Below are 13,925 nucleotides of genomic sequence, written 5' to 3'. Positions count from 1 at the left end.
TACAGAAAATTATAATAAGATTAAAAGGTTTTATATTCTTTTGTAGCCTTATGTCGACTGTTATTACCCTCCTTAAGTTATTGCGGCGGGAGCGGCCCCCGCCGCATTATGTTGGCCAAGATCATGAGGCCTACGCAGCAAAGCATTGCCTAATTGGCAGATGGCAATGCTTCCCCTGTGGATATGGGAGGACCCCCACCCTTCCATATCCCGATCACCTTTTACGTCTTCTTTTCTCGTAGATATTCTTCATTTCACTATTCTGTTTAGTGTGCCTGTACCTTTCTAGCGGTCCTCCTTTATCCGTTCTTTCCCTGCCCCCCTATGTATCATCCTTGAGTTAATAGATAGGCAGTCCCTCTTTCTCGTCTTGAGGCAAATGGAAATTTGAGCTGACTCTCTCCTGGTCTGCTTTTCTTTCATTGCCGCCGCTCTGTTGCACATTGCTTTCAGGCTCTCCATACAAGTTGTCGTTCTCTCTCCGTTTCGTCGCGAGAAAACGGATTTCCTCACCGATCACTTCGGTAACGAAGACGCGGCTTTTGTCTTCCCGTTCGTACGTTCTCGATTGAATCCGCCCACCGACACCTATTAAGGATCCTTTTCCGCAATGCTTCGCCGTGTTTTCCGCGACTTTCCCCCAAGCTGTGCAAAGTATGAAGTCGGCATCTACTTCGCCATTTTGGTTTTTGAATTTGCGGTTCACGGCAAGGATGAAGCTCGTTTGCAGCCTACCTTCCGACAATCTTCTTAAAATCGGATCCTTGGTGACGCGCCCTACGAGTGCAACTTGGTTCACTGTTTTCCCTCCTTTCTTCTTGTGATGCCTTTATTCTAAGACAGATTGAAAATTGGCGCAAATCGGTAAAATTGATTTTTGATAGGATTATGGCATTGATCTTTTGGCTGTGAGATGAAGAAAGAGGCATATTATTGAGGGGTTGGAAGTTTTCATTTATTCGAGATAATTCGAGCTTGGCTGTTTCTGAAGTTTTTTTCCGGCATATGGTATACTTGATGCAAAAGTGAGCGGGGTGGCGCATATGAAGACATTTAAAATGATTTCGGTCGGTATTTTAATAGACGATAAAATCCAGGACTTTCCGCTAGTTGATGGCATTATTATTAATCAGGAGAATAGCCACCGGATGTGGATTCTCGAACTGTTCATTGATCAGGAACACCAGCAGTTGTTCGAAGGCTGGAAGGAATCGGGTGAATTGCTTGAAGCGCGCGTTGTCATTTCGTATCCGGAAAACGAGCCTGCGGGATTCCGCGTGGCGGTTGATGCTGTGGAGCAGATCGGGGATCATATTTCGGTACTGTTGAAGGGTCGATTGAAGCGTGCCCGGACGCAGTATGCGGAGCATTTATTGGAGGAATTGATTACCGAAGGGTTAAGCGGCGAGGAGCTGTTGAAGCGTTTTGAGTCGGATATGCGCGAGCGTCCTCGGTTGAAGAAGGATCGGGAAGAAGTTTGAGGAGCTGCCTGTTGAGGGCGGCTTTTTTTGTTGTCCCGAAAAGAATGGACATTGAGAGTGAAAGAATGTACCTTGAATCATCCTATAACATAAGAAAAACCGCCGGGGGTGGCGGTTTTCTTTCGGCTTGCGGTTAGCGGTTGTTGTTATTGTTCTTGTTGCGGTTACGATTGGTCTCGGTGTCGTTTGGAGTTGTTGTGTTGTCATCTGTCATGATGTCATCGTTTGGTGATGTTGTGTTGTCACCGTTCATGTCTCCAGTGTTACGGTCTCTGTCATTGATGATTCCATTATTTCCGTTATCATCATTAATGATTCCGTTGTTTACACCGTTGTTATCCCCATCGAGTCCGTTATCGATGCCATCCATGTCCGGTCCTGCGCCGTCATTGACTCGTGGAGTCGTGTCACGCAGTCCGTCATCCAAGTTTTCCATCGGCGTTTCGTTGTTGTTCGGGACGTTGTCGTCGTTGTTGTTGGCACACGCCGTTAGAGCAAGCCCGGAAACGAGTACGAACGGTATCGCTTTTTTGAACATGAAAATTCCCTCCTTTCCACAAGCCTCTATCATACAAATCGTATGATACTCGTAGGTTGGCTAAAAAGGAGGGAACTATCCATACTTTTTATTGTTCTTTTTCGAGACGATCTTTGAGCACTGTTTCGACAAAAACCGCTTCGGCTTTGCAGTCGTATGTCAAATGCGTATCCAGTTTTTCCTGCATGATCTGGATGTTAGCGATCTGCTCCTCGGAAGGCGGCTCGCTAATGATGCGTTGGATGACTTCATTGATTCGCTGGGCGAGATCTTCGTGGAATTGCGGGTCTCTTTTCATGTCGTCCGGAATCCGCTCATACCAAATCGCTTTCGTCGTGATGTATTCGCGCCATGAATCGATGAAGTCTTCGATGTCGTACAGCTCTTCGTCCCAAGCGATATTCGTCATATATTGTTCGAATGTTTGGGTGATGGAGCGCGTGATGCTGCTCTTTATATTTGGAGAAAGATCATTGTACATAATTGGTTGGTACCTCCCACTCTAAACGTGCATGTGTTAGGCAAGCAAGTAAACACACTGCACTTTCCATTGTAGCTGACATTTTGCACGTGCGCAAATTAATTTAGGCTTTTGCTACCGGTCCTAGTGCGAAAGTGATTTCCGTTTCGCATGCGATTTCTCCGTCAACAGTCGCAACCGCTTTCCCTTTTCCGATAGAACCGCGCATTCTAGTAATTTCAACTTCCAATCTCAACTGGTCCCCAGGAACTACTTGACGCTTGAATCGGCAATTATCGATGCCTGCAAAAAATGCAAGGCGTCCACGATTTTCCTCTTTTTGGAGGATGGCAACAGCGCCGACTTGGGCAAGCGCTTCAACGATCAAGACGCCCGGCATAACCGGGTAGCCCGGAAAGTGTCCGTTGAAAAAGTCTTCGTTGATTGTGACGTTTTTTAACCCAACGACTCGTTTCCCCTCTTCAATTTCTGTAATTCTATCGACTAAAAGAAAAGGATAGCGGTGGGGAATGATTTCTTGAATCTGTTCTGCGTTTAGCATTTCCTTTATCCTCCCTGTAATGTATGTATTTTTTTAATGAAAATAAAAATGAATGAAAGAGCCGTTACGACTCTTTCCCATTTATGATATCGAGTATATGGGTCCACGTTTCTTTTTTGAGCACGTCCGATGGCTCGCCGTCGCCGACGTAGCCGTAGCCGATCATAGCTCCAAGAACCGCTGCGCCCGCTACCAACAGTAGGACAAGCAATATCCGCAACCAGATTGGCAGCAGTCGGATCTGAACCCAAATGCGCCGCTTGTCGCTCGTTTCCTCTTTGACGGACTTCTGCTTCTTTTGTTGGTTACGTGCCACGCGAGACGCGACAATTTGCCGCTCTGTCGTGTCTTTTTGTTTTATATGGTCCCATTGAGGATGTTTCTGTTTTTCTTCTATCATATCGGATTCTCCCTAGCGCGGCTTATCGAATGTTATTGATCAAGCCTAACATTTGATCGGCAAGCGTGACCGTCCGCGCGTTGAATTGGTAAGAACGCTGGACGTTGATCAGGTCTGTCATCTCTTTTTCGTAATTGACGTTGGACGCTTCAAGCTTTTGATTTTCCATGCCGATTCGGTTCCGGTTCGCGCCATTCATTTCCGTCAGGATGTCACCGACAGCGACACCAAGTTCCGCCACGTTGTTGGGCAAAGCGAGCAGAGTGTCGGAAATGCGGCTCATTACGTTCGGACGTTCCAACGTCGTGACGCCCATTTCGATTCGTTGAACGTTTCCATCGTTTTGCGTCACTTCGAGGACACCGCCAGGAAGCATATTGTAATTTTTGACGTTATCCGCAAATGTGATCGGTTGACCTGCACTATTCGCGACAGGATAGCCGGCACCGTTGACGAGCATCAAATTGCCGCCTTCAACAGGCGAAACGTAAAAATTCCCAGCACGCGTATAGACGGTTTGCTCCCCGTCTTCTCCGGGCATGATAATGTTAAAGTATTGCTTCGGTTCGGTCAACGCAAAATCGAGTTCGCGACCTGTCATTTGCATAGAGCCAACCGTCCATTTCATTTTCGCTGGACCGAGCATTGCGCCTACGCCATACCGGATGCCTGCCGGAGATTGGCGCTGCGCCGTATCGGCTTTATCATTATTGAATTGCTGGTAAAGCAGTTCATGAAAATTGGCTTCACTCGATTTATACCCGTTTGTCGCCGAATTTGCAAGGTTATTCCCGATAATGTCGAATTGATTTTGCAATTGGTTCATCGTGTTAACTGCCGTCGTCATTGATCGTATCATTCGTTTCGGCCCCTTTCAAAACGCGTCATCCGTTGACACGTCCAATTTCGTTCACGGCTTTTTCCATACTCCGATCATACGCTTGCAAGATTTTTTGATTCGCTTCAAATGCACGGTACGCGGCAAGCATATCCGTCATTGATTTTGCGGGATCCACGTTGGAGCCTTCCAAATAGCCTTGTTGGAATGAATAACCGACACCTGCTGCATTTTGCGCTTCAGGCAAGTTGCCGTTCTCGCTTGCAAACAGACCGTTCCCTTGTTTCAGGAGAGTTCCGGGCTGTTCCGCGAATGAAACACCGAGAGTCGCAACCGTTGCTCCTTCTTGCATAATGTCTCCAGCATCCGTAATGCTGAAATCATCATTTTGCAGTTGGATCCGCTGACCGTTCGTATCAAGAACGTAATACCCCATCGGATTCGTCAAGTAGCCAGCTGCGTCTATAGTGAAATTCCCGTTTTTCGTGTAAAGCTCATTGCCGTTTTCGTTTTCTAGACGGAAAAAGACAGCTCCTTGTTCACCAGATTCTGCGTCGATCGGCAAGCTGCCGTCCAATAGCGCAACGTCCGTCGTCATGCCTGTTTCACGAAGGCTTCCTTGCGTGAAAAGCGGCATCGTCTCTTGCATGTATACACCAGTAGAAAGTTCCCCAACAGGCGAAAGACCTTTCAGTAGAATGCCTTTTTCAGTCGGAATGCGTTGCGAGTTAAGGCTCGACATGAACATTTCCGGGAATGAACGGATGCTCGACTGTTCAGCTTTAAATCCTGGTGTATTGGCGTTCGCAATATTGTTTGCTAGCATCTCCGTCCTGCGCTGCTGCGCGATCATGCCAGAGCCGACTGTGTAAAATCCACGGAACATGATGCCCGCCTCCTTTCATTTTTTACGTCCTTCTTTTATTTTCGGATGTATCCGTCATTTATTTATTCAAACGGACTTTTTATTTTTTAATTAATATCGAGATGCTTTGCTAATATTCTCGAGGAGGATTCCCGTTCCGATCGCTACACAGCTGAGCGGGTTGTCCGAAATAAATACCGGTACTTTCAATTCCTCAGCAAGCAGCTGATCAATCCCGTGCAATAAAGCGCCGCCACCTGTAAGGAAAACGCCTCTATCGATAATGTCCGCGGATAGTTCCGGCGGGGTTTTCTCCAATACGTTTTTCGCGGATTGGACGATCATGCCGACCGACTCACTAAGTGCTTCCCGTACTTCTTCGGAATTGATCGTAATCGTACGTGGAAGCCCGCTGACCATATCGCGGCCACGGATGTCCATCTGCTCTTTTCGGCTGCCCGGAAAGACAGTCGCGATCTCTTTCTTGATCGTTTCCGCTGTCCGCTCGCCGATGAGCAATTTATATTTTTTCTTGATTGATTGAATAATATCATTGTCAAACATGTCGCCAGCGGCTTTGATCGATTCGGAAGTAACGATGTCCCCCATCGACAGCACTGCGACATCCGTCGTTCCGCCGCCGATGTCAATGACCATGTTGCCGCTCGGCTGGAAAATGTCCATGCCAGCGCCAATCGCCGCAACTTTCGGTTCTTCTTCGAGATACACTTTTTTGCCCCCAGATTTCTCCGCCGCATCTTGAATCGCCTTCTGCTCGACGTTCGTAATGTTCGTCGGACAGCAGACAAGGATCCGCGGTTTAGATAGGAATCCTTTGACATTCAATTTATTTATAAAATGACGCAGCATCATTTCTGTCACGTCAAAATCAGCGATTACGCCATCTTTCATTGGACGGATGGCAATAATATTGCCTGGTGTCCTTCCTACCATTTTACTCGCTTCTGTGCCAACCGCCAATACTTTATTTGTATGTTTGTCGATTGCGACAACTGCTGGCTCGTCAAGTACGATGCCTTTCCCTTTTACGTGAATCAACACATTCGCAGTCCCAAGGTCGATCCCGATATCCTTAGCAAACATTAGTCCCGTTTCCCCTTCCAACTTCAGTTCGAGCATTGAATCTCCTAACTATAGATTGTACCATATCGCCTCTTTGATTAACACAAAATTTGACAGGTATTTTGCATTTTTTTATACAGAAATCTAGTTCTTGGTGAATCATGTCGATTGGGTGTTTTTTACAGGATATTTGTCGAAATTAGTATTTTGACAATCATTTTTATGTAGTTCTTTTTCATTCCAATCTAAAAGACATATATATAATTATAAAACATTTTAATTGTAATTGTTCGGTTTTTTCCGGAAGGCCAACTGGTTTTTTTCCATGCGAAAAGACAGGGTGTCCGCCTTCCTGCAAGGATGGTCGATTGGCCCCGTCTATTCCCGTCATGTGTTGCGGGCTTTCTTATTTTCATTCATCCATTTCATCCGTGTTGCTTCACCGCCTCTTAAATGTCTGACAGACTTATGATAGGCAAGTATTTTGGCGACTTCTTCAGACAACTCCACATCCACATTCGGCAGCCGCTCCGTCAAATCCTTATGGACCGTGCTTTTCGAATAGCCCGTCGATTTCGCCAGCGCCCGTACGGTAAGTCCTGTGTCCAGCAACATTTTGCCGAGGCGCACGCATCGCCTCCGAATTTGCTCGTGCACGCCCTCTTCCTTTCCTGTCAGCTCCATTTCTTCCTTTATCCTATGCGGCGGAGGCGGCGGTTATGTCAAAGGGGTGTTTGGAGTTGTAAGGTTATTCTTTTATAGAGAGGGCTGAGGATTTTCTTTGGGCGTTGGAGGTGTTTCTTTGGGCGTGAGAACCACCACTTTGGACGCGGGTGGCGTTGTTTTGGACGTGGGAGGCAGCACTTTGGAAGTGGAACAACATACTTTGGACGTAGGTGACGTCGCTTTGGACGCAGCAGACAGCTCTTTGGACGCGGAACATCACACTTTGGACGCGGGGGACGTTGCTTTGGACGCGGAACTTCATAACCTTCTTAACCAACATCTGTCGCGCCAAATGCCTTTGACAATTCAAGCCCTGTTTTGAAATGATTATTATAAATCTGAATCTCTTATATACGATTTGTTAACCATTTTTCATTACAGAATCTGCTGATCCTACCAATCAAAAAACCACTCTCGCATTGAGAGTGGTTTCGTTGGTTAGAATCCTAGGAATGAACGCGGGTTGACTGGGACACCGTCTTGGTGGACTTCGAAGTGCAAGTGTGTGCCGGCTTTTGCGTTCCATTCGTTGCTTGTGGCGGTGCCGAGTGATTGGCCTTGGACAACTTCGTCTCCTTCTTTGACGAGAATGCCAGTCAAGGAGCCGTAAAGTGTTGTCATTCCGTTGGCGTGTTCGATTTTGACTTCAGCACCTTTGAATTGATCGATAATGACTTCTTTCACTGTTCCGCTAAGGGCTGCGACGACTTCAAATGGTTGGCCTTCCATCGAGATCGAGACGCCTTTGTTTGTATAATACGTTTGGTTGAAGACAAGAAGTGCGTTTTCACGTGTTTCTTCATCGGCTTCTACATCATAGTACTCTTGTATAATTGCCACGTTATCAAGTTGGTCTTCGTTGAAAGGAAATTTGAGTACTTCGTTTGAAGCATTTGTTTCGACGATCGGTGGAGCGTTTGGATCTGTTGCGACGTCGGCTGTTTCATTCGGCCCTTTTTGGATGAAGGCATTGTAGCCCCAAATCATGCCGACGAAGACGATCGCGATACCTGCATAGATGGCCGGCCAGAACCATCTATTCTTCTGACTCTTATTCTTCTGAGAAGGGGATTTCGGTTTTTCTTCTCGCATTATCATCACCTCACTTGCTATTGTTTGCAAGTGTTGGTGATTTTAAACATTCAGATTCGTCTACTTCAAACTTTTTTATTACCGTGCCGGAATAATAGTAGGTAAGTATGTTTTCAGCTGCCCATCCTTTCTGGGCGAAGGCCTCGGCGCCGTATTGGCTCATGCCGACTCCATGCCCGTATCCCTTCGTCGTAATGAGGACGAGCTCGTTTGTAATGTCGTAGGCAATGTTGAAGTCCGTTGATGCTAGTCCAAGTGCTTCCCGCATTTCACGTCCGCTCATTTCGAAATCCGTGGAGACGGCTTTTTGCACACGGCCCGTTTGATTGCGGACGAGCTGGAGGCTTTTGAATCGATCGGCTTTCCAATCAGATCCGAGTACTTCATTCCACTCCGTGATCGGCATTTCGATGCGCCGCTCCACTTCCGCGGCGACGACTTCCTCTCCTGGGCTTTCAACGCTCTGTAAATAAGGAATCGGGTTGCCGCTATAGTTTTGTGCGGTTTCAGTCTTCCCATTCGATGTCGAAAAAAACATCGCGGTAATCATTTCATCACCATAAACGATCGTCTTCCCCTCGGTCGATGCGACAATATCACGTAGTTTCTTCTCATTTTGCTTGAATTTCTTTCCCCAGCGTTCCTTCCGTTCCGCTGCAGTTTTGTACACTTGGGCAGAGACGGTCGCTTCGATCGGCTTTTTACCGCCATCCGTCGTCCGCAGTGCATATGTCCGAGCCGCAATCGCTTGCGCCCTTAAGGCTTCGTCGTGGAAGTCAATCGGCATTTCGCCAGCGACAACCCCTATGACATACTCCTCAAGCGGCAAAGGCTTGTCCACCCCTTCCACAGTGATATAGATTGCGCAAGGATCTTCCATTGCTACATTTTTCTCGGGTTCGGCCGGTGTCGTTTTCATGAGGATGGGAATGAAAAATAGTAGTACGATGAATAAAGCGGCTAGTAGTTTGTCCATATTCGATTGTATGATGAAGCCTCTCATTTCATTCAAAAAAACTGCTCCTTGTCGATATGACAAGGAGCAGTGTATGGAAGCTTCGAATAAAAGTATGATAAGTACTGTCAGACGAGTTGCTTCTCTGTAACTGTTTTCGATTCTTCTGTTGAAATGCGTTCGATGTCTGCGCCGAGCGCTTTTAATTTCTTATGGAAATCGACATACCCACGGTCCAAATGATCCAATTCCGTTACGCGTGTTACGCCTTCCGCTACGAGACCTGCCAAGATGAGGGCAGCTGCCGCGCGCAAGTCTGTCGCTGCGACTTCGGCACCTTGTAGATCAGATGGTCCTGAAATGATGACGGAGCGTCCTTCGATTTTGACACTTGCGTTCATGCGACGGAATTCTTCAACGTGCATGAAGCGGTTTTCAAATACCGTTTCTGTAAGCACTCCCGTTCCGGATGCCGTCAGCATAAGTGCCATCATTTGTGATTGCATATCTGTCGGGAATCCAGGATGCGGCATCGTTTTCAAGTCGACCGCTTTCAAAGGATGCTTCGCCTGAATGCGTAAGCCTTCGTCCAACTCGGTGATAATGACGCCCATTTCGCCGAGCTTAGAAATTAACGCTGCATTATGCTCAGGCAATGCGTTTTCAATCGTTACGTCGCCGCCTGTAATCGCTGCTGCGACCATGAATGTACCGGCTTCGATGCGGTCAGGAATAATATGATGAATCGTTCCGTGGAGCTTCTCGACACCTTCGATACGAATTGCGTCCGTACCAGCACCGATGACTCTTCCGCCCATTTCGTTGATGAAGTTCGCTAAATCGACAATTTCCGGCTCTTTCGCCGCGTTTTCGATAATTGTCGTCCCTTTTGCCAAAGCTGCTGCAGTCATAATGTTTTCCGTTGCGCCGACGCTCGGGAAGTCCAAATAGATCTTAGCCCCTTTAAGGCCGTTTTCCGCTTTTGCTTCGACATGTCCGTGTCCGAATGTAATCTCCGCGCCCATCGCTTCGAATCCTTTCAGATGCTGGTCGATCGGCCGGGAGCCGATTGCACACCCTCCAGGTAAAGCTACGCGTGCGAAACCGTTGCGCGCGAGCAATGGTCCCATGACTAAGATTGACGCACGCATTTTACGTACATATTCAAAATGTGCTTCGCTTGCAAGCTCCTCTGTTGAATCAATGATCACTTGCCCTCTAGCTGGATCGTAGTTGACCTTTGCATTCAGGCTCTTGACTACTTCGTTGATTGTGGAGACGTCCGATAGATTAGGCACATCACGAATGATATTAGGACCGTCCGACGCGAGCAATGCAGCGGCCAAGATCGGCAACACCGCATTTTTAGCGCCTTCAACACGCACGTTGCCGTGAAGAACGCGTCCACCGTTAATAATTATTTTGTCCACAAAAAGCCCCTCCGACTCAAAAATTTATACTGTTTGCCATAATATTTACTGTTGATTTTTTTCGTCATAATTTAAACATAAAAACACATACTATTCTACAATGCTCTACATTATTAAACAAGTAACTACAGAGCTATTTTCCCGTCTATCTACAAGATAGTCTATAATATGTACCCATATGTCGATTTGTGTGCTTTCCTTAATAGGCATTTGACAAATGCACTTATGTAATTCCCAAGAACTATCGGAAATTAAACATTTTTTCATTTCATGCCATCGCCCCGTACACATCGATATGTAGACGCGGCGATGACATGGATCCAGTGGCATATGAGTAGTTATTACTGAGACGTTAGCCTACTGACTACGTACCCGATTTTTATTCAGGCAAACTTAGTTGAACATGGCAGGAACTCTTCCTGACCAATAGGATATGTCTAAAAAGAAATTTGATACGGTTGAACCTATAGCAAAACTCAATAAAATAAACAGCAGCTGCGCTTGAAAAACGTGGTTCTTTTTAATGATTTTTTCAGGCATGATCGATTGTAGTGCATAAAATGACAGGCCGATGAAAAAAATATGCGAGACGATGGCGAGCATCGGGTTATGTGCAAATACGTCGTTCATAGTCCTGCCTCCTTTTAACTCTATTAGATAAGATTTCCATGCAAGAAAATACGGGCAGAAGAAAGACTCCCTCTGCCCGCCAACTAGTTACATCTATTATTTCGATTCGTAAACGTTGATTCGATTGATGGCCCGTTTGAGGTCGAGTTCCGCCAACTGAGCTTCAAGTTTGTCTGTTTTGGCTTGTAGTTTTTCTTCCGCTCGTTTCGCTGCGCGTTTGGCGCGGGAGATGTCGATATCGGAAGCCAATTCAGCTTGTTGCGCTAAAACGGTGACAACATCCGGACGAACTTCGATGAACCCGCCATGGACGGCGACATGTACAGTCGAGTTGTCTTTTTTTAGGCGAAGGGCACCGATTTGGAGCGGTGCAACCATTGCGATATGGCCGGGAAGGATCCCGATTTCGCCAGTTTCCGTGGCAGCGATCACCATATCCGCTTCAGTTTCACTAACAGGACCGTCGGGAGTGACGATATTGACTTTTACTGTCTTCATTTGATCATTTCCCTCCCTGTTATTAGACCTCTACGCCCATGCTTTTCGCTTTTTCGATAACTTCTTCGATGCGTCCGACGAGACGGAATGCATCTTCTGGAAGGTGGTCATAGCGACCGTCCAAAATTTCTTTGAAGCCTTTAACAGTTTCAGCAACTGGAACGTAAGAACCTGGTTGTCCTGTGAACTGCTCGGCAACGTGGAAGTTTTGGGAGAGGAAGAATTGGATACGACGTGCGCGTCCTACGACGAGCTTGTCATCTTCGCTCAACTCATCCATACCTAGGATTGCGATAATATCTTGAAGTTCACGGTAACGCTGCAATGTTGTTTGTACTTGACGTGCTACTTCATAGTGCTCTTCGCCGACGATTTCAGGGCTTAGTGCGCGTGAAGTAGATGCAAGTGGGTCAACCGCAGGGTAGATACCCATTTCAGATAGTTTACGCTCAAGGTTTGTCGTTGCGTCCAAGTGAGCGAATGTCGTAGCCGGAGCCGGGTCCGTATAGTCATCGGCTGGTACGTAGATCGCTTGGATAGATGTAACTGAACCTACGTTAGTTGAAGTGATACGCTCTTGAAGCTGTCCCATCTCAGTTGCAAGTGTCGGTTGGTAACCAACGGCAGATGGCATACGGCCAAGAAGTGCGGATACTTCAGAACCTGCTTGTGTAAAGCGGAAGATGTTGTCAATGAACAATAGAACGTCTGCGCCTTGTTCGTCACGGAAGTATTCTGCCATTGTCAAACCTGTCAATGCAACACGCATACGTGCGCCAGGAGGCTCGTTCATTTGACCGAATACCATCGCCGTTTTGTTAATAACGCCGGAGTCCGTCATTTCATGGAACAAGTCGTTCCCTTCACGAGTACGCTCACCAACACCTGCGAATACGGAAATACCGCCGTGTTCTTGAGCGATGTTGTTGATCAATTCTTGGATAAGAACTGTTTTACCTACACCGGCACCACCGAAGAGGCCGATTTTACCACCTTTGATGTATGGTGCAAGCAAGTCAACAACTTTAATACCTGTTTCAAGAATTTCAACTTCTGTTGAAAGGTTTTCGAATTTTGGAGCTAGACGGTGGATTGGATCGCGGCGTTCTGCTGCCGGAATTTCCTCACCAAGGTCGATTTTTTCTCCAAGTACGTTGAATACGCGTCCAAGTGTCACGTTACCGACCGGAACTGAAATTGGAGAACCTGTATCTTCTACAAGAGCGCCACGTTTCAAGCCGTCAGTGGATGACATCGCAATTGTGCGTACTGAGTCGTCCCCAAGGTGGAGTGCGACTTCAAGAGTCAACGTTTCAGGCGCACTGCCTGGACGTTCAATTTGAACCTTCAATGAGTTGTAGATCGCTGGAAGCTGACCGTTTTCAAATTTAACGTCAACAACCGGACCCATAACTTGAAGGATATGTCCGTTACTCATGCTTTTCCCTCCTGTCTTACTTTTACCGTTCAGTACGTGCTTATTCTAATGCTGCAACTCCGCCGACGATTTCTGTAATCTCCTGCGTAATTGCTGCTTGGCGTGCACGGTTGAATTGAAGGCTCAATGAATCGATCAATTCTCCTGCATTATCTGTAGCAGTCTTCATCGCTGTCATACTTGAAGCATGTTCGCTCGCTTTTCCATCAAGCACTGCCCCGTAGATGAGGCTTTCCGCGTATTGTGGAAGAAGCGTTTCAAGAATCGCTTCCGCGGAAGGCTCAAATTCATACGAAGTCATTGCTGACGCTGATGAAATGTCCGTGAGCGGAAGCAATTTCCTTTCCGTCACTTCACTGGAGATGGCGGAGATGTAGTGGCTGTAATATAAGTACACTTCATCAAATTCGCCTTCTGTGAACATGCCAACAGCTCGATTAGCGATTGCTTTTATTTCATCGAAAGAAGGGTGGTCCGATACTCCGACGAGACTTTCAACGACTTCATATCCGAGGCGAGAGAAAAACTCAAGCCCTTTGCGTCCGATGGCGACGATTTTCACGTCGTCCTTCGATGTGTGACGTTGCTCTATCGCACGTCTAGCCGCACGGAAGATGTTAGCGTTGTAACCCCCTACGAGGCCGCGGTCGGAAGACACGATAATATAACCTGTCTTCTTCACTGGACGGTTTACGAGCATTGGGTGTCCGGAGTCGGTTGTAGCACTTGCGATGGCGCCGACGACTTCTTCGATTTTATCCATGTAGGGAACGAAAGCTTTCGCATTCATTTCTGCACGGTTCAATTTGGAAGCCGACACCATTTGCATCGCTTTCGTAATCTGACTCGTCTTCTTTGTCGATTTAATACGGTTTTCTATATCGCGTAATGATACCACTGGCAATTCACCACCTTATTGTTTAGTTAGA

The 13,925-nt window shown here is 46.9% G+C and carries 18 protein-coding genes; 2 read left to right on the top strand and 16 right to left on the bottom strand.

Going from position 1 to position 13,925, the window contains the following annotated elements:
- Positions 1-340: 340 nt before the first annotated feature.
- A complete protein-coding gene (locus tag AC0L13_RS02500) occupies positions 341-799 on the bottom strand; it encodes a single-stranded DNA-binding protein (protein WP_473643613.1) in 459 nt (152 codons plus the stop codon).
- 244 nt (positions 800-1,043) lie between these two features.
- Here AC0L13_RS02500 and AC0L13_RS02495 point away from each other — a divergent pair, with 244 nt between their 5' ends.
- Positions 1,044-1,481 carry a YwpF family protein gene (locus AC0L13_RS02495; protein WP_473643611.1) on the top strand — a complete coding sequence of 146 codons (438 nt, stop codon included), beginning with the start codon at positions 1,044-1,046 and terminating at the stop codon, positions 1,479-1,481.
- Positions 1,482-1,614: 133 nt separating this feature from the next.
- Here AC0L13_RS02495 and AC0L13_RS02490 read toward each other — a convergent pair whose 3' ends face one another.
- From AC0L13_RS02490 to AC0L13_RS02455, 8 genes are all read right to left on the bottom strand, one after another.
- A complete protein-coding gene (locus AC0L13_RS02490) occupies positions 1,615-2,019 on the bottom strand; it encodes a hypothetical protein (RefSeq protein WP_473643608.1) in 405 nt (134 codons plus the stop codon).
- An 88-nt stretch (positions 2,020-2,107) separates the two neighbouring features.
- Positions 2,108-2,500, bottom strand: coding sequence for a hypothetical protein (locus AC0L13_RS02485; RefSeq protein ID WP_473643606.1), 393 nt, complete (start codon positions 2,498-2,500; stop codon positions 2,108-2,110).
- A gap of 103 nt (positions 2,501-2,603) precedes the next feature.
- A complete protein-coding gene (gene fabZ, locus AC0L13_RS02480; RefSeq protein WP_440498211.1) occupies positions 2,604-3,041 on the bottom strand; it encodes a 3-hydroxyacyl-ACP dehydratase FabZ in 438 nt (145 codons plus the stop codon).
- A 64-nt stretch (positions 3,042-3,105) separates the two neighbouring features.
- A complete protein-coding gene (locus tag AC0L13_RS02475; RefSeq protein ID WP_473643604.1) occupies positions 3,106-3,441 on the bottom strand; it encodes a DNA-directed RNA polymerase subunit beta in 336 nt (111 codons plus the stop codon).
- A gap of 22 nt (positions 3,442-3,463) precedes the next feature.
- Positions 3,464-4,300, bottom strand: coding sequence for a flagellar hook-basal body protein (locus AC0L13_RS02470; protein ID WP_473643602.1), 837 nt, complete (start codon positions 4,298-4,300; stop codon positions 3,464-3,466).
- A 25-nt stretch (positions 4,301-4,325) separates the two neighbouring features.
- Positions 4,326-5,165: a flagellar hook-basal body protein gene (locus AC0L13_RS02465; RefSeq protein WP_473643600.1), complete on the bottom strand. Its 840-nt coding sequence runs from the start codon at positions 5,163-5,165 to the stop codon at positions 4,326-4,328.
- Between the two features lie 90 nt (positions 5,166-5,255).
- Positions 5,256-6,248 carry a rod shape-determining protein MreB gene (gene mreB / locus AC0L13_RS02460; RefSeq protein ID WP_473646821.1) on the bottom strand — a complete coding sequence of 331 codons (993 nt, stop codon included), beginning with the start codon at positions 6,246-6,248 and terminating at the stop codon, positions 5,256-5,258.
- 366 nt (positions 6,249-6,614) lie between these two features.
- Positions 6,615-6,884: a sporulation transcriptional regulator SpoIIID gene (locus AC0L13_RS02455; RefSeq protein ID WP_440498216.1), complete on the bottom strand. Its 270-nt coding sequence runs from the start codon at positions 6,882-6,884 to the stop codon at positions 6,615-6,617.
- A gap of 145 nt (positions 6,885-7,029) precedes the next feature.
- Here AC0L13_RS02455 and AC0L13_RS02450 point away from each other — a divergent pair, with 145 nt between their 5' ends.
- Positions 7,030-7,275 carry a hypothetical protein gene (locus AC0L13_RS02450; protein WP_473643598.1) on the top strand — a complete coding sequence of 82 codons (246 nt, stop codon included), beginning with the start codon at positions 7,030-7,032 and terminating at the stop codon, positions 7,273-7,275.
- 116 nt (positions 7,276-7,391) lie between these two features.
- On the opposite strand, the gene AC0L13_RS02445 is transcribed toward AC0L13_RS02450, so the two are convergent.
- From AC0L13_RS02445 to atpG, 7 genes are all read right to left on the bottom strand, one after another.
- Positions 7,392-8,045 carry a peptidoglycan DD-metalloendopeptidase family protein gene (locus AC0L13_RS02445; RefSeq protein ID WP_473643595.1) on the bottom strand — a complete coding sequence of 218 codons (654 nt, stop codon included), beginning with the start codon at positions 8,043-8,045 and terminating at the stop codon, positions 7,392-7,394.
- Positions 8,046-8,055: 10 nt separating this feature from the next.
- The gene (gene spoIID / locus AC0L13_RS02440; RefSeq protein ID WP_473646818.1) at positions 8,056-9,048 is read right to left on the bottom strand and encodes a stage II sporulation protein D; all 993 of its coding nucleotides are present in this window, start codon (positions 9,046-9,048) and stop codon (positions 8,056-8,058) included.
- A gap of 80 nt (positions 9,049-9,128) precedes the next feature.
- Positions 9,129-10,430: a UDP-N-acetylglucosamine 1-carboxyvinyltransferase gene (gene murA / locus AC0L13_RS02435; protein WP_473643593.1), complete on the bottom strand. Its 1,302-nt coding sequence runs from the start codon at positions 10,428-10,430 to the stop codon at positions 9,129-9,131.
- A 393-nt stretch (positions 10,431-10,823) separates the two neighbouring features.
- Positions 10,824-11,060 carry a DUF1146 family protein gene (locus AC0L13_RS02430; RefSeq protein WP_473643591.1) on the bottom strand — a complete coding sequence of 79 codons (237 nt, stop codon included), beginning with the start codon at positions 11,058-11,060 and terminating at the stop codon, positions 10,824-10,826.
- 96 nt (positions 11,061-11,156) lie between these two features.
- Entirely contained in the window at positions 11,157-11,558 is a 402-nt protein-coding gene (locus AC0L13_RS02425; protein ID WP_473643589.1) for a F0F1 ATP synthase subunit epsilon, read from the bottom strand.
- A gap of 22 nt (positions 11,559-11,580) precedes the next feature.
- Positions 11,581-12,996 (bottom strand): F0F1 ATP synthase subunit beta, encoded by a 1,416-nt coding sequence (gene atpD, locus AC0L13_RS02420; protein WP_473643587.1) that lies wholly within the window; start codon positions 12,994-12,996, stop codon positions 11,581-11,583.
- Positions 12,997-13,036: 40 nt separating this feature from the next.
- Positions 13,037-13,894, bottom strand: coding sequence for an ATP synthase F1 subunit gamma (gene atpG, locus AC0L13_RS02415; RefSeq protein ID WP_473643585.1), 858 nt, complete (start codon positions 13,892-13,894; stop codon positions 13,037-13,039).
- Positions 13,895-13,925 lie beyond the last annotated feature (31 nt).

This window comes from Sporosarcina sp. QA0331, from assembly GCF_055808055.1.
This window is presented reverse-complemented; position numbering and strand designations above follow the sequence as displayed.

What these genes read in the sequence shown, in the direction of transcription:
- AC0L13_RS02490 (WP_473643608.1), bottom strand. Translation starts at nt 2,019, where the DNA reads ATGTTCAAAAAAGCGATACCGTTCGTACTCGTTTCCGGGCTTGCTCTA.
- AC0L13_RS02470 (WP_473643602.1), bottom strand. Translation starts at nt 4,300, where the DNA reads ATGATACGATCAATGACGACGGCAGTTAACACGATGAACCAATTGCAA.
- AC0L13_RS02475 (WP_473643604.1), bottom strand. Translation starts at nt 3,441, where the DNA reads ATGATAGAAGAAAAACAGAAACATCCTCAATGGGACCATATAAAACAA.
- AC0L13_RS02430 (WP_473643591.1), bottom strand. Translation starts at nt 11,060, where the DNA reads ATGAACGACGTATTTGCACATAACCCGATGCTCGCCATCGTCTCGCAT.
- AC0L13_RS02425 (WP_473643589.1), bottom strand. Translation starts at nt 11,558, where the DNA reads ATGAAGACAGTAAAAGTCAATATCGTCACTCCCGACGGTCCTGTTAGT.
- spoIID (WP_473646818.1), bottom strand. Translation starts at nt 9,048, where the DNA reads ATGAGAGGCTTCATCATACAATCGAATATGGACAAACTACTAGCCGCT.
- AC0L13_RS02445 (WP_473643595.1), bottom strand. Translation starts at nt 8,045, where the DNA reads ATGCGAGAAGAAAAACCGAAATCCCCTTCTCAGAAGAATAAGAGTCAG.
- atpD (WP_473643587.1), bottom strand. Translation starts at nt 12,996, where the DNA reads ATGAGTAACGGACATATCCTTCAAGTTATGGGTCCGGTTGTTGACGTT.
- mreB (WP_473646821.1), bottom strand. Translation starts at nt 6,248, where the DNA reads ATGTTTGCTAAGGATATCGGGATCGACCTTGGGACTGCGAATGTGTTG.
- fabZ (WP_440498211.1), bottom strand. Translation starts at nt 3,041, where the DNA reads ATGCTAAACGCAGAACAGATTCAAGAAATCATTCCCCACCGCTATCCT.
- AC0L13_RS02495 (WP_473643611.1), top strand. Translation starts at nt 1,044, where the DNA reads ATGAAGACATTTAAAATGATTTCGGTCGGTATTTTAATAGACGATAAA.
- AC0L13_RS02485 (WP_473643606.1), bottom strand. Translation starts at nt 2,500, where the DNA reads ATGTACAATGATCTTTCTCCAAATATAAAGAGCAGCATCACGCGCTCC.
- AC0L13_RS02465 (WP_473643600.1), bottom strand. Translation starts at nt 5,165, where the DNA reads ATGTTCCGTGGATTTTACACAGTCGGCTCTGGCATGATCGCGCAGCAG.